A 13,748-nucleotide genomic window follows, 5' to 3' on the forward strand; every position below is an offset into this window, starting at 1 on the left:
GGACACTCCTCGCGCAGATCATCCGGACACAGGAGGAGTGCACGATGGGAAGTTCGACGGACCGCCTCGTCGTCGTGACCGGCGCCGCCGGCGCGCTGGGCCGAGCGGTCGTCGCCGAGTTCCTCGGCGCCGGGCGCCAGGTCGTGGCACTCGACCGCCCCGGCGACCCGCTCGACGAGATCGGCCGTCTCGACCGGGTCCACCCGGTCGCGGCCGGCCTGTCCGAGCCCGACGACGTGACCGCCGCCTGGGCGACGATCGACTCGATCGGCACCCCGGACGTGCTCGTGGCACTCGCCGGCGGCTTCCGCCCCAGCTCGCTCGCCGAGCTCACCCCGGACGTCTGGGACGCGATGTGGCAGTCCAACGTCGCATCGCTGCTGTGGTGCGCCCGCGAGGCGGCCGCCCGGTTCGGTGCGGCGGGTGGAGGCGCCATCGTCACGGTGGGTTCGAAGACGGCCGTGAGCGGCGCCGCCCCCCTCGCCCACGCCACGAGCAAGGCGGCGGTCGTGCGGATGACCGAACTCCTCGCCGAGGAGCTCCGCCCCCGGCGGATCCGGGTCAACGCCGTCCTGCCGTCGGTCATCGACACCCCGGCCAACCGCACGTGGATGTCGCCGGACCTCGCCGCTCGAGCCGTGAGCCCGGAGGCGATCGCCCGGGTCATCGCCTTCCTCGCCGGGCCCGACGCCGCGCCGATCAGCGGGGCCCGGATCCCGGTCTACGGGGACGCCTAGGAGGACCGGCCCCGACTGCCGTGCTGCACCGGCGGACCCTCCTCGTCATCCGCGCCTGGGGTAACCGTGGCGCTGCGAGATCTCCGCGGCCGCCGCGAGAACGTGGTCGACGATGCCCGGGAGGGTGTCCTCGTTCATCCGGAACGTGGGCCCCGACGCGGTCACGGCGGCGATGACGCGACCGTCCAGGGTCCGGATGGGGGCCCCGACGGCCGCCAGCCCGATCTCGCTCTCCTCCATCGTGGTGGCGTAGCCGCGCTCGCGGATCAGGGCGAGCTCCCGGCCCAACGTCGCCGGGTCGACGATCGTGCGCGGTGTGTAGGCCTCCAGGCCCTCCGCGAGGAGCGCGTCGAGCTCCCCGCGGTCCATCTGCGCCATGAACACCTTGCCGGCGGCCGTGGCGTGCATCGGGGCCCGTCGCCCGACCCAGTTGTTGGTCGTGATCGTCGGCGACCCGAGTACCTGGTCGATACTGATCACCGCGCGTCCGTCGTGGACGGTCACGTTCACCGTCTCGTGCACGGTCTCGGCGAGCTGACGGCAGACGGGGCGGCTGAGCAGGGAGAGGTCGTCCGCCTTCGTCGCTCCGGCTGCCAGCTGCACCACCCCGTAGCCGAGCCGGTACCGTCCGCGCTCCGTGTGCTGCTCGACCAGCCCGCGCGCCTCCAGGGTGGCGAGCAGCCGGAACACGGTGGACTTGTGCACGCCGAGCTCCGTGGCGATCTCCGTGACCCCGGCAGCACCGTGGATCGCGAGCACCTGGAGTATCGAGACCGCGCGGTGGACGGACTGCACCGACGAATCCCGTATGACGCGACCGTCCTGCACCCACGCGACTCTATTCGTCATTGACGCCACACCCGCCCGCCCCTAGCGTCCCCTCGACCTGACGGAGGAGGAGTGCGGCATGAGTGCACCGCCTTCTTCCGGGCCGAGCACGATCACGTCGATCGACGTGCACTGCGAGGGCGAGGTCGGGCGGGTTCTGCCCGGCGTCCATCTCCTCGTGCGTGGCAGGACCTGGTCCGAGCGCATGCGCTGGTGCGGGACGGAGCTGGACTGGCTACGCCGGCTGCTGCTGCGCGAGCCCCGCGGGCATCCCTCGATGTGCGGGGTGCTCGTCCTGCCACCGCTGGATCCCACCGCCGACGTCGGCATCGTCATCCTGGAGCAAGGTGGCTTCCGGCCCATGTCGGGCGCCAACGCGATGTGCACGGTCACCGCCCTGCTGGAGACGGGCAGCCTGCCGTCGGCCGAGCCGGAGACGCTCGTCCGGATCGACACGGCGGTCGGCCCCGTGGAGGCGACCGCCGGGGTCGAGGGCGGTCGCGTGCGGTGGGTTCGCGTGCGCAACGTGCCGTCGTTCGTCATCGCCCTGGACCGGAAGATCTCGGTGCCCGAGTACGGGACGGTCGTCGTGGACGTCGCCTTCGGCGGCCAGGTCTACGTCATGGCGCGCGCCGCCGACCTGGGCGTGGCCCTCGGCCCCGAGCACGCCCCGGCGATCACCCGCGCCGGCACGGCACTCCTCGCGGCGGCCCGCGAGCAGGTGCCGGTCGCACACCCGGACCGGCCGGACGTCACCACGATCGACCTGGCCATGCTCCACGGGCCGCCCGACTCCCCCGACATCTCGGGCCGCAACAGCGTGGTCATGCCGTCCGGCCGGATCGTCCTCGACGACCCGACGTCGTGGGCGGGGATCCTGGACCGCTCGCCGGGCGGTACCGGCACCTCGGCGCGGATGGCCGTCCTGCATGCCCGCGGCGAGCTCGGACTCGGGGTTCCCTTCGTCCACCAGGGCGTACTCGGCACCACGTTCCGCGGAGTGCTGCACGAACGCACCACCGTCGGTCGCCAGGAGGCCGTCGTGCCCTCGATCCAGGGCCGGGCGTGGATCACCGGCCACGTGCAGCACGTCCTGCAGCCCGACGACCCGTTCCCGACGGGCCTCACCGTCGGCGACATCTGGAGCCCGGTCCAGGACTGATCGACACCACCGTCTCGGCGATACCGCAGGCCGGGCCGTTGACGCCGTCTTCGGCCGCCATTACATTGCTCAGGTATATCAGCGAGATTTCACGCTGAGAAGGGATGGCCGCCCTATGAAGGACGTCGTCATCGTCGGGGGTGGCCTCGCGGGCCTGAGCGCCGGATGGAGGCTGCGGCACTGGGACACCGTGCTGCTGGAGTCCGGCAGCCGGGTCGGCGGCCGCATCCGCTCCGAGCGGCGGGGCCGGTTCTGGCTGAACTGGGGCGGGCACGTGTTCGCCGGCCCCGGGTCGTCCACCGACGCGCTGCTGTCCGAGGTGGGCATCAGCGCCGCGCAGGTGCCCGGCTCGCTGGCGGGCGTGGCGATGAACGGCAGACTGCTGATCAAGGGCCCGGTGCAGGCCTACCCGTTCCGGATCCCGATGGCGATGTCCTCCCGCGTCGCGCTCGTCAGGGCCGGCGTCAAGGTCAGCGGGCAGGTCCTGCGGTACGCCCGCATCGTGCGCCGGCGCCCCGGGGAGGACCCGGCCGTCAGGCAGCAGCGGATCTACGACTTCGAGAACGACCGCAGCTTCCGTGACTTCGTCGGCGACCTGCCCGAGGACGCGGCAGCGTTGTTCTACCCGACCGTGACCCGCTCCGCGGCGGACCCGCACGAGATCGCCGCCGGTGCCGGGATCGGCTACTTCAGCCTCGTGTGGAACATCGGCCAGGGCCTGAACCGGAACATCGTCGGTGGCCCGTCCACCCTCACCCAGGGCATCGGCGCCGCCCTGGGCGACCGCGTGCAGCTCGACGCCCGGGTCGACGAGATCGTCCACAGGAAGCGGTCCGTCGTCGTCCGGTACCGGCAGAACGGCAGGGACAACGAGGTCGAGGGCCGCTGCGTCGTCCTCGCCACACCCGCCACCGTGAGCCACCGGGTCGCGGTCGATCTCCCGCAGGAGATCCGCGACGCGCTGGGCAAGGTGGTCTACGGGCCCTACGTGAGCGCCGCGTTCCTCACCGACGAGTCCACCCCGCAGCCGTGGGACGCCGCGTACGGCATCGCCACACCCAAGCGGTCCTTCAACATCGTGCTCAACCAGGCCAGCCTCGTCCGGGGCGGCGAGACGACCCGGCAGCCGGGCAGCAGCATCATGACCTTCTCCCCGGCCGGCCTGGCCCGCGACCTGCTGCCCAGGACCGACGACGAGATCCTGCGCATCTACACCGACGACCTCGACCAGGTCCTCGGCAGCGGCTTCGGCGACTCGGTCGTCGAGGCGCAGGTCCAGCGCTGGGAGACCGGTGCGCCCTACTGCTTCCCGGGGCGCGGTGCGCTCCAACCGACCCTGACCCGGCGGGGCAGCCGCGTCATCCTGGCCGGTGACTACCTCGGGACGCTCTACACCGAGACCGCGATCTCGACCGGCTTCTCGGCTGCGCAGGAGGCCGCGAGCCTGCTCGCCACCGAGCGCCAGCAGCGCACCGTCCGCGGCCTCCCACTGGCCGCCGACCGACGACCCTGAAGGAGAGAAGAGATGACAGTGCAGCTGGGCGGCGTTCTGACCGCGCTCGCCACCCCCTTCGCCGCCGACGGCGGACTCGACGTGACGCGACTGCGAGCCGTGGTGGACCGGTCGATCGAGGGAGGGGTGCACGGCGTCGTGGCGTGCGGCTCCACCGGCGAGTTCACCGCGTTGAGCAGCGACGAGCGCCGCCTGGTCGTCGAGACGGTCGTGGACCAGGCGGCCGGCCGGATGCCGGTGATCGCGCAGACCGGCGCCACGAGCACCGCGGAGGCCATCGCGCTCTCGCGGCACGCACAGTCGGTGGGCGCCGACGTGGTCATGACGGTGGCCCCGTACTACGAGCCGCTCTCGGTCGACGAGACGCTCACCTACCTGCGGGCGGTCGCCGGCTCGGTCACCATCCCGGTGATGCTCTACAACCTGCCGGTGGCGACCGGGGTCAACCTGGACCCGGACACGATCGGCGCGCTCGCCCGCGAGGTCGAGAACATCCGGTACATCAAGAACACGACGGTCGACATGGACCAGTCGGCCCGGCTGATCCACAACCACGGCGACGTCATCTCGACCTTCGTCGGCTGGGACAGCCTGCTCCTCGCGGCGCTGGCCGAGGGCGCCGCAGGCGTCATGGCGGGGACGGCGAACGTCGTGCCGCGCGAGCTCGTGGCCGTCTACGACGCGGTGAGTGCGGGCGACCTCGAGGGAGCCCGGAAGACCTGGTCCCAGATCTACCCACTCATCGAGGCGATCATGGCGCAACCGTTCATCGCGGCGGTCAAGGCCGGCCTGGCGGCGGTGGGCTTTCCCGTCGGTGCGCCGCGTCCTCCCGTCGCCGAGCTCGACCCCGCCGCCGCCGCCCGGATCGCGCAGCTGGCGAAGACGGCGACGATGGAGACGACCATGGGGACGGCGCCGGGTACGACGATGGGGATCACCGCCGAGGCCATCAGGCCGGCGGTGCGCCGGGTACGGACCGGGGGGATCCTCCGGGAAGGCGACCTGCCCCCGGGCGGGCACTTCATCGACGGCGCGTTCCGACCCGGGAGGTCCGGGACGTCCATCGACGTGATCGACCCGAGTACCGGTTCGACGATCGCCCAGGTCGCGGAGGGCACGGTCGAGGACACCGACAGTGCCGTGGCGGCCGCGAACGGCGCGAAGGACTCGTGGGGCAGGCTCACGCCCAAGGAGCGTTCCGAGCTGCTGCACCGCGTCGCCGACCGGGTCGCCGAGCACGCCGACCTCCTCGCCCGGCTGGAGTCGGCCAACACCGGCAAGCCGGGGGCCGTCGCGCAGGACGACGTCGCCCAGACCATCGACACCTTCCGCTTCATGGCCGGGGCGCTGCGCGCACCCACCTCCGCGGCGGCGGGCCGCTACGCGGAGGACCACCTGTCGGTCATCCTCCGCGAGCCGCTGGGCGTGATCGGCGTCGTGACCCCGTGGAACTACCCGCTGTTGATGGCCGCCTGGAAGATGGCGCCCATCCTGGCGGCGGGCAACACCCTGGTCATCAAGCCGTCGGAGCAGACCCCGCTCACCACGCTGAAGTTCGCCGAGCTCGTGGCCGACATCCTGCCGGCCGGCGTGGTCAACGTCGTGACCGGTTACGGCCCAGTGGTCGGCACCCGGCTCGCCGAGCACCCCGACATCGCGATGATCGCTCTCACCGGTTCGGTCCGCAGCGGCAAGGCCGTGGCCCGCGCCGCGGCCGAGTCGCTCAAGCGGGTCCATCTGGAGTTGGGCGGCAAGGCCCCCGTGGTGATCTTCGAGGACGCCGACCTGGCGGCCGCCGCGACCGCGCTGCGCGCCGCCGGCTACTGGAACTCCGGCCAGGAGTGCGGGGCCGCCTGCCGAGTGCTGGTCCACGAGTCGGTGGCGGACGAGTTCTCCCGGCTGCTCGTCGACGAGGTCTCCTCGATGGTCGTCGGTGAGCCCGGCGCGGGCGACGACGTCGAGATCGGCCCGCTGACGTCGAAGACCCACTTCGACCGGGTGACCGGCTACCTGCAGCGTGCCGAGGCGGAGGGCGTCCGCGCGGCCGTCGGCGGCGGCCCGCTGGAGGGTGCCGGCTACTTCGTCGCTCCGACCGTGCTGGTCGACGTGCCCGACGGCGCGGAGTGCGCCCGCGAGGAGATCTTCGGCCCGGTCGTCACCGTCGAGACCTTCACCGACGAGGACGAGGTGATCGGGCGCGCCAACTCCGTCCCCTACGGCCTGTCGGCCTCGGTCTGGACCAAGGACGCCCAGCGCAGCCACGACGTCGCGGGGAAGCTGGAGGCCGGCACGGTGTGGGTCAACGCGCACCTCGTGCTCGCGAACGAGGTTCCGTGGGGCGGTTTCAAGGGGTCCGGTTACGGGCGCGACCTGTCGATCTACGCGCTCGACGACTACTCCCGCACCAAGCACGTGATGCACAACGTGGAGCGCTGACGGTTCGAGGAGGGCCCGACGACCCCCTCACGTGCGGGTGGCGAGGACCGTCGAACGCACCTCCTCGGAGAAACCCCGGAGGTGCTGTTCGGCGGCCATCCGCGCGGCGAGCGCGTCGCCCCGCACGATGGCCTCGACGACCGCCCGTTGGCTGCGGACGGCCTGGGCGACCGCGAGGTTCTCCTGCAGACAGAAGTTCCAGATGCGCAGGGCCAGGTTGGCGTACTGGTTCAGAGTGGCCTCGAGGAACTCGTTGCGGGCGGCGGCGTAGATCGCCCGGTGCACCCGGGCGTCGAGCTCGGTGTGCTCGGCACGGTCGTGGCCGCCGTGCTCCAGGTCGTCGAGCAACGCCCGCAGCGTCCCGTGGTCCTCCTCCGTCGCCCGCTCGGCCGCGAGCGCCGCCGCGAGGCCCTCGAGCTCCACGCGGATCTCGGTCAGCCGGGCCTCGTCGGCGAGGTTGATCCGGGAGACGAAGGTCCCCTGGCGGGGATAGATGACGGCGAGCCTCTCCAGCGTCAGCCGCTTGAGCGCGTCGCGGATCGGGGTGAGCCCCAGGCCCAGGGAGGCACTGAGCGCCTTCTCGTCGAGCGGGGCCCCCGGCTGCAGGCGCACGGCGACGATGTCGTCGCGGATCCGGCGGTACGCCTGATCCATCAACCGCTCCCGCCCGCGAGCCCCGGGACCCGCATCGATGGAGCTGCTCATCGTTCCTCCCGGGAGCTCTGCCGGACGACGACAGCGTAACCGCCGGTCCCGCTGACATATCTGTGCAACTACGGAGGGAACCCGTCAGCCTCCGGACCGGTCGACGACCTCGAGCACCGACTCCGACCCGCGCCCCCGCCGGAGCGCCGCCTCGATCTGACCGGCGGCACGCAGCAGGTGGTCGACCGCGTGTCGTCCGCGCTGCCGGGACAGCCGCTGCGTGGGACCGCCCAGGGTGAGCACGCCGAGGAGCTCGTCGGCCGGTCCCCGGATCCCGGTGGAGACGCCGGACAGACCCTCCTCCTCCTCGTCCCGGGAGATCGCGTAGTGCTGCTCACGGACGCGCACCAGCTCCGCGCGGAGCGCCTCCGCGGTCGTGATCGTCGAGGGGGTGAACTGCGCGAGCGGCTCGGCGAGGAAGCGCTCGAGGCGCTCGTCGTCGTAGCTGGCCAGGAGCACCTTGCCGCTCGCGCTGGCGTGCAGCGGGAAGCGCTGCCCCACCCAGGACTGCGGGCGCAGCTGAGCCGGTGCGTCGACCTGGGACACGAGGTCGAGGCCGCCGTCGGGCGCGACGACGCTCAGCGTCGCCGTCTCCCGGACGTCGGCGACCAGGTCGCCGACGATCGGGCGGGATGCCTCGCGGAGGAGCAGCTGCTCGTCGGTGTTCCGGGCCAGGCGCAGCAGCTCCGGTCCGAGCAGCACGCGGTCGTCGCCGGGGATCCTCAGGAGGAAGCCCTCCTGCTCGAGCGTCTGGATCATCCGCAGCGCCGTCGCCCGCGGCAGCCCGGCGCTCCTGGCCAGCGAGGAGACGTTGGCGTCCCGATCGGCGGCGGTGGCGCGCAGGAGCGTGATCGCCTTCCTCACCGACTGGTTGAGCTTGGCCGATCCTTCCGCAGACGCCATGGGGGCACGGTACCGAGGACCCGGCTCCGCGAGCCCGGCCTCCCCGACCTCGGTCCGGCCCATCCGACTGCCCGGTCCGATCAGTACGCCCGGGCGGACAGGTGGGCGCGGACGCGGGAGACGTACCAGGTGACGAAGGCGTCGACGTCGCCCTCGACCTCCGAGTAGGGGCCGGGCTGGTAGCTGGGGTCCTCCACACCTCGCTGGGCGCGCGCGACGAAGGCGCTGTCCTGGGCGTTGGTGGCGTTCCACACGTGGGTGAGGGTCGGGAGGTCGTAGTCGGCGCCCTCCTCGGCGTCCTCGTGGACCAGCCAGGTGGTGCGCAGGAAGGTCCGGTCCGGCCCGAGGGGCAGCACGGTGAACACCACCGCGTTGTCGGAGAGCACGTGGAACCACGAGTTCGGCTGCATGTGCAGGTGGAAGTCGCCGAAGCGGTCGTCGGCGATGACTCCGAGCCGCTTGCGGCACACGGCCTCGCCGCCCACGTGGTACGACTTCCCGGCGCCGTCGAGCGGGGCGTGGGAGATCATGAACCCGGTGGGCCGGTCCTCGAGCTCGCGCAGCGTCTCCCTCGGGAAGCCCTGACGGAGGCACGACGCCTCCAGGGCCTCCGTGGCCTTCTCGAAGCGCTCCCAGACCCGGCGCAACCGCAGCGGGACGTCCTCGGCGGTGTAGCCGTGCAGCGGGAAGTAGGCACCGAGCAGCTCGGGGTGGCCGTCACAGTGGTAGCACTCCCGGTTGTTCTCCATGACGAGCTTCCAGTTGCCCTCCTCGACGAGGTCGACCTGGTGGGCGACCTTGGTCCGCCCCAGCTCGTACGGAGCCAGGTACGGCTCGATCCGCGCCGCCACCTCGTCGAAGTCGGCCGGGGGCTCGTCGGCGAGGCAGACGAACACGAACCCGCCGACATCGCGCACGTGCACCGGCTTGAGCCCGAAACGGCTGCGGTCGAACGTCGCGGGCTGGTTCTCGGCGTGCAGGAGCCGCCCGTCGACGTTGTAGGTCCAGTGGTGGTAGGGGCACACCAGGTTCCCGACACTGCCGCACCGGTCGTCGAGGATCCGCGAGCCACGGTGCCGGCAGACGTTGTGGAAGGCCCGCACCTGCTCGTCGTCGTCCCGGACGACGATCACGGAGTACGGGCCGACCTCGATCGTGACGAAGTCGCCGGGCTCGGGCACCTCCGCCGCGGCGGCCACGAACAGCCAGTGCTTCGTGAAGACGGCCTCCATGTCCAGGTCGAAGACCTCCCGGCTCGTGTAGAAGGGCGCCTCGAGGCTGTACCCCGCAGTGCGGCCGTCGACCAGGTCCGTCAGGTCGCGCTGGTCTCCACGGCGGAACGACCGCTCGAGCTCGATGGTCATGAACGCGTCTCCCAGAGGATGAGCCGGAGATGTGTGAGGGGGACCGTCGGAGGCCGACCGGCGGATCGCGGTGCGATACCCAGTGCTCACTCTTCAGTGACAGGTGCCCACTAAGTGAGGTGGTACCACGCCGTCGACCCGAGGGTCAAGACGGCAGCGGCAGCTTCGCCGTCCGGCCACCGTCGAGCACCACGATCTCGCCGGTCAGGAAGCCGGACCGGTCGCTCGCCAGGTACACGGCGAGATCACCGACGTCGGTGGGCCGCCCGACGCGGCCCAGGGGATGCAGGCGGTTCAGGGCGTCGCGGGCCGCAGCCGGGTCGGCGTGCGACTCCAGGTACGTCTCGCTCAGGTCGGACGAGATCCACCCGGGGGCGATGGCGTTGCACCGGATGCCGTCGGCACCGAGATCGACCGCCATGGCGCGCGTCATCCCGTGGATGCCCGCCTTGGTCGCGCAGTAGGCGGCATGGCCGGGATTCGCGCCAAGCCCCTCGATGGACCCGATGTTGATGACGCTGCCCCCGCCACGCCGTCGCATGTGCGGCAGGGCGGCCTGGACCAGCAACAGCGGCGCGCGCAGGTTGACCGCCATCATGAGATCCCAGTCCTCCGGCCGGATCTCCGAGATCGTGCGCTCGAACATGATCCCGGCGTTGTTGACGAGGACGTCGACACCGCCGAACCGTTCGACCGTGCGCTCGACCGCCGTGGCGGTCGACGAGGAGTCGCTCAGGTCGGCCTGGACCTGGGCAACCCTCGGGTGACCCGTCAGCGCGTCGTCCAGCGGCCGGCGTTGGACGACCGCCACCTGCGCCCCTTCCTCGAGGAAGCGATCGACGATGCCGCGGCCGATCCCGCGCCCGCCGCCGGTCACCAGGGCGATCTTCCCGTCCAGCTGCACCGGTGCTCTCCTCAGCTGCCCACGGGCTTGGCGCCCGTGACCTCGACGGTCTCGCCGGCGATGTAGCGCGCCTCGGCGGAGGCCAGGAACGCCATCACGTCCGCGATCTCCTCGGGCTCCGCGATGTGCCCCAGGGGCACGGTCCTGTTCAGTTCGTCCACGGCCTTCTGCGGGTCCAGCCCCCGGCGCTCGAACCCCGAGCGCAGCATCGGCGTGTTGATCTCGTGCGGACAGACGGCGTTGACGCGGATCCCGTCGGGAGCATGGTCGCGTCCCAGGCTCTTGGTGAAGGAGGCCACCGCCCCCTTGCTCGTGCAGTAGGCGATGTGTCCCGGCCCCGGGTACACACCCCAGACGGAGGACGTGTTGACGATCGCCCCTCCTCCGCGCCGCTTCATGGCAGGGATGGCCGCTCGGCACAGATAGAACATGGCGGTGAGGTTCACGCCCAAGGCGGCGTGCCACATGTCGTCGGACGTCTCGAGAATGGTGCCGCGGGGGATGATCCCGGCGTTGTTGAACAAGATGTCGACGCCGCCGAAGCGTTCCACGGTCTCCGCGACCACCCGCTCGCAGTACACCTTGTCCTGCAGGTCGCCGACGACGGAGCCGATCGCACCACCGCCCGTGGTCCCGACCTCCTCCTCGACCGAGCGGCACCCCTCCGCCGACACGTCGGCCACCATCACGGCGGCACCTTCCCGCGTCAGCGTGCGCACCAGGGCCCTCCCGACGCCTCCCGCGCCTCCTGTGACGATCGCGACCTTCTCCGAGAACCTCACGCTGCTCCTCCCCCGGTCACGGCGCCCACAGCCGTTCGTCGTGGGGCGCGTGGCTGAGGACCTCCACGCCCGCGGACGTCACGAGCACCTGCTCCTCGAGCTTGAGTCCCTCGTCCTCGCCCTCGACCCCGACGTAGGCCTCCACGCTGAAGACCATCCCGGCCTCGATCTCGCCGGCGTGGTGGTCCTGGAACGCGATGATCGGGTACTCGTCGCTGAGGCCGCTGCCGTGCGCGATGAAGGGGTAGCGCTCCGCGTGGTAGGCGGCGGGCAGGCGGCGGCTCAGCCGTTCACCGACCTCGTCGAACGCGGCCCCGGGCTTCAGCTCGGCGATGATGTCGGCCAGGAAGTCCTGGGCGTCGGCGTAGAGCCGGCGCTGGCGCGCCGAGGGCTTCGCGGAGCCGACGAGGTAGGTGCGGGAGAGATCGGCCAGGTAACCGGCCGGACCGATGAGGTCCGTGTCGAACGCCACCAGGTCGCCGCGCTGCAGGGGACGGTCACTGGCCTCGCGGAACCACGGGTTCGTCCGCGGCCCGGACGCGAGCAGGCGACACTCGGCGAACTCCGCGCCCAGCGCGAACGCCCGGCCGAGGAGCCGGCCCCACGCCTCGTTCTCGGTCATCCCCGGACGCAGCGCCTGGTACAAGTCGGTGACGGCGGCATCGGCGACCGCCACCGACCGGCGGATCAGCTCGATCTCGTCGGCGCCCTTGACGGCCCGCGCGTGTTCGACGGCCAGCTGCGCCGGCACGAGGTGCAGCCCGGCCTCCTGCAGGGCGAGGAACCCGTACGCGTCGAGCCGGTCGACGCCGATGCGATCGTGCACGATCCCCCGGTCGCGGAGCACGCGGGTCACGTCCGCCGCGAACGCGGCGGACCGGTGGTCGGCCTGCTCCCCGACCCCCAGGACCGACCAGCCCGTCGCCGCCCGAACCTCGATGCCGGGATACGGGGAACGGAGCTCGGGGGGCGCCGAGGCGTACTCCCACAGCACCGGCTCACCCTCCGCCGGCACCAGCAGGTAGCGGTCGATCGAGTGCATCGTCCACACCGGCATGATCGAGGTCCCGGAGGCGTAGCGGACGTTCACGGGGTCGGTCAGCAGGGCGGCGGCGATGCCGTGCCGGTGCAGCGACGCGCGCAGTCGGTCGAGCGCGTACTCCACGGCCCCCTCGGCGAGCAGGGCATCCACCTCCGGCCAGGTGGTGCGCGCCCCGGGCGAGGCCACCGCGGGCAGCCTCGTCGGCTTCGGCCTGCCCGATCCACGCGACCATCTGGTCGTCGTCCTGCCCACGCTTCCCTCCCGCCGCTCGACGTCGCCGGCGGAGCGTACGACTTCTCATCAGTAGATGAACAGAAGCGCCCACAGTGTGGTCACCCCGACGCGGAAGCCACGGACGGCAGGGCCCGGCCGATCGGCGCGCGCCGATCAGCCGGGCCCTCCGGCTCACCTCGACAGGGAGGTCAGCTGCTCGTACCCGTGAACCAGGCGTCGACCACCTGCTGGTTCTCGGAGATCCACTGCTTGGTGGCCGTCTCCTCCTGGCCCTTGCCGGCCTCCTGGATCTTCAGCATCAGGCTGGAGAGCTGTTCGGGAGTGATCTTGAAGTTCTTCAGCCACCCGGCGACCTCGGGGTTGGCTTCGCTCCACCCCTTGGTGGCGATGATCTTCATCTGGTCGGGCTGGCCCCAGGCCCCCTGCGGGTCCTCCAGCACCTTGAGCGGGTAACGGCTGAACGCCCAGTGCGGCTTCCACAGCGTCACGACGACGGGCTGGTTCTGCTTGATGGCGGCGTCGAGCGTCGCGAGCATGGCGGGCGAGCTGCCTTCGACCAGGGTCATGCTGTCGAGACCGTAGGCCGGGATGACCTTCTCGCGCATGGCCTTCATCTCGCCGGCCCCGGCCTCGATGCCGACGATGCGGTTGCCGAGGTCACCGGCGTGGGTCTTCACGTCGGCGATGGTGTTGATGTCGTTGACGTAGTTCGGCACGACCAGCGTGTTCACGCCGTCCTGCCAGCTCGTCACCTCCTCGAGCTGGCCCTGGAAGCGGTTCCAGTACACCCCGTGGGTGCTGGGCAGCCACGCATCGAGATAGAGGTCGAGCTGGCCGTTGGCCACGCCGGTGAAGGTGCTCGCGACGTCGAGCTCCTGCATGTTCACGGTGTAGCCGTGCTGTTCGAGGAGCACCTTCCAGAGATTGCTGGCGGCGACGTCCTCGTCCCACCCGGCGACGACCGAGATCCTGACGTTCTTGCCGCCTCCGTTGCCGCCCGAGCCGGAGCTGTTACCACCTGAGCCGCCGCTGAACGTGGTCGTCTGGCCGCTACAGGCGGTGATGGAAGTGATGAGCAGGGCGATGAGCCCGGCGAGCAGCGAGACGCGGCGTCGGCGAGGCGAGCGGGGCATCTTCG

The 13,748-nt window shown here is 71.5% G+C and carries 12 protein-coding genes; 4 read left to right on the forward strand and 8 right to left on the reverse strand.

Annotated elements, in window-relative coordinates:
• The first annotated feature begins 44 nt into the window (after positions 1 to 44).
• Positions 45 to 737, forward strand: a complete 693-nt coding sequence (locus tag ACQP04_RS22680; protein WP_433502574.1) for an SDR family NAD(P)-dependent oxidoreductase — start codon at positions 45 to 47, stop codon at positions 735 to 737.
• A 45-nt stretch (positions 738 to 782) separates the two neighbouring features.
• Here ACQP04_RS22680 and ACQP04_RS22685 read toward each other — a convergent pair whose 3' ends face one another.
• Positions 783 to 1,532, reverse strand: a complete 750-nt coding sequence (locus ACQP04_RS22685) for an IclR family transcriptional regulator (RefSeq protein ID WP_433502575.1) — start codon at positions 1,530 to 1,532, stop codon at positions 783 to 785.
• 112 nt (positions 1,533 to 1,644) lie between these two features.
• On the opposite strand from ACQP04_RS22685, the gene ACQP04_RS22690 reads away from it, so the two are divergent.
• The 3 genes from ACQP04_RS22690 (at position 1,645) to dapA (ending at position 6,676) form a co-directional block, all read left to right on the forward strand.
• The gene (locus ACQP04_RS22690) at positions 1,645 to 2,727 is read left to right on the forward strand and encodes a proline racemase family protein (protein ID WP_433502576.1); all 1,083 of its coding nucleotides are present in this window, start codon (positions 1,645 to 1,647) and stop codon (positions 2,725 to 2,727) included.
• A 115-nt stretch (positions 2,728 to 2,842) separates the two neighbouring features.
• A complete protein-coding gene (locus ACQP04_RS22695; protein ID WP_433502577.1) occupies positions 2,843 to 4,240 on the forward strand; it encodes an FAD-dependent oxidoreductase in 1,398 nt (465 codons plus the stop codon).
• 12 nt (positions 4,241 to 4,252) lie between these two features.
• Positions 4,253 to 6,676 (forward strand): 4-hydroxy-tetrahydrodipicolinate synthase, encoded by a 2,424-nt coding sequence (gene dapA, locus ACQP04_RS22700; RefSeq protein ID WP_433502578.1) that lies wholly within the window; start codon positions 4,253 to 4,255, stop codon positions 6,674 to 6,676.
• A gap of 27 nt (positions 6,677 to 6,703) precedes the next feature.
• Here the strand turns inward: dapA and ACQP04_RS22705 are convergent, their stop codons facing one another.
• The 7 genes from ACQP04_RS22705 to ACQP04_RS22735 all read right to left on the reverse strand — a co-directional run bounded on the left by ACQP04_RS22705 (position 6,704) and on the right by ACQP04_RS22735 (position 13,743).
• Positions 6,704 to 7,330, reverse strand: a complete 627-nt coding sequence (locus ACQP04_RS22705) for a GntR family transcriptional regulator (protein WP_433502579.1) — start codon at positions 7,328 to 7,330, stop codon at positions 6,704 to 6,706.
• 135 nt (positions 7,331 to 7,465) lie between these two features.
• Positions 7,466 to 8,284, reverse strand: coding sequence for an IclR family transcriptional regulator (locus tag ACQP04_RS22710; protein WP_433502580.1), 819 nt, complete (start codon positions 8,282 to 8,284; stop codon positions 7,466 to 7,468).
• An 80-nt stretch (positions 8,285 to 8,364) separates the two neighbouring features.
• A complete protein-coding gene (locus tag ACQP04_RS22715; protein WP_433502581.1) occupies positions 8,365 to 9,648 on the reverse strand; it encodes an aromatic ring-hydroxylating oxygenase subunit alpha in 1,284 nt (427 codons plus the stop codon).
• Positions 9,649 to 9,793: 145 nt separating this feature from the next.
• Positions 9,794 to 10,552, reverse strand: a complete 759-nt coding sequence (locus ACQP04_RS22720) for an SDR family NAD(P)-dependent oxidoreductase (RefSeq protein WP_433502582.1) — start codon at positions 10,550 to 10,552, stop codon at positions 9,794 to 9,796.
• A gap of 11 nt (positions 10,553 to 10,563) precedes the next feature.
• Positions 10,564 to 11,334, reverse strand: coding sequence for an SDR family NAD(P)-dependent oxidoreductase (locus ACQP04_RS22725; protein ID WP_433502583.1), 771 nt, complete (start codon positions 11,332 to 11,334; stop codon positions 10,564 to 10,566).
• Between the two features lie 16 nt (positions 11,335 to 11,350).
• Positions 11,351 to 12,562, reverse strand: a complete 1,212-nt coding sequence (locus ACQP04_RS22730) for a M24 family metallopeptidase (RefSeq protein WP_433502584.1) — start codon at positions 12,560 to 12,562, stop codon at positions 11,351 to 11,353.
• 236 nt (positions 12,563 to 12,798) lie between these two features.
• Positions 12,799 to 13,743: a glycine betaine ABC transporter substrate-binding protein gene (locus ACQP04_RS22735; protein WP_433502585.1), complete on the reverse strand. Its 945-nt coding sequence runs from the start codon at positions 13,741 to 13,743 to the stop codon at positions 12,799 to 12,801.
• Positions 13,744 to 13,748 lie beyond the last annotated feature (5 nt).

Origin of the sequence: Pseudonocardia halophobica (genome assembly GCF_050948485.1) — a bacterium.
GTDB lineage: Bacteria > Actinomycetota > Actinomycetes > Mycobacteriales > Pseudonocardiaceae > Pseudonocardia > Pseudonocardia halophobica.

What these genes read in the sequence shown, in the direction of transcription:
- ACQP04_RS22680 (WP_433502574.1), top strand. Translation starts at nt 45, where the DNA reads ATGGGAAGTTCGACGGACCGCCTCGTCGTCGTGACCGGCGCCGCCGGC.
- ACQP04_RS22690 (WP_433502576.1), top strand. Translation starts at nt 1,645, where the DNA reads ATGAGTGCACCGCCTTCTTCCGGGCCGAGCACGATCACGTCGATCGAC.
- ACQP04_RS22695 (WP_433502577.1), top strand. Translation starts at nt 2,843, where the DNA reads ATGAAGGACGTCGTCATCGTCGGGGGTGGCCTCGCGGGCCTGAGCGCC.
- dapA (WP_433502578.1), top strand. Translation starts at nt 4,253, where the DNA reads ATGACAGTGCAGCTGGGCGGCGTTCTGACCGCGCTCGCCACCCCCTTC.
- ACQP04_RS22705 (WP_433502579.1), bottom strand. Translation starts at nt 7,330, where the DNA reads ATGGATCAGGCGTACCGCCGGATCCGCGACGACATCGTCGCCGTGCGC.
- ACQP04_RS22710 (WP_433502580.1), bottom strand. Translation starts at nt 8,284, where the DNA reads ATGGCGTCTGCGGAAGGATCGGCCAAGCTCAACCAGTCGGTGAGGAAG.
- ACQP04_RS22715 (WP_433502581.1), bottom strand. Translation starts at nt 9,648, where the DNA reads ATGACCATCGAGCTCGAGCGGTCGTTCCGCCGTGGAGACCAGCGCGAC.
- ACQP04_RS22735 (WP_433502585.1), bottom strand. Translation starts at nt 13,743, where the DNA reads ATGCCCCGCTCGCCTCGCCGACGCCGCGTCTCGCTGCTCGCCGGGCTC.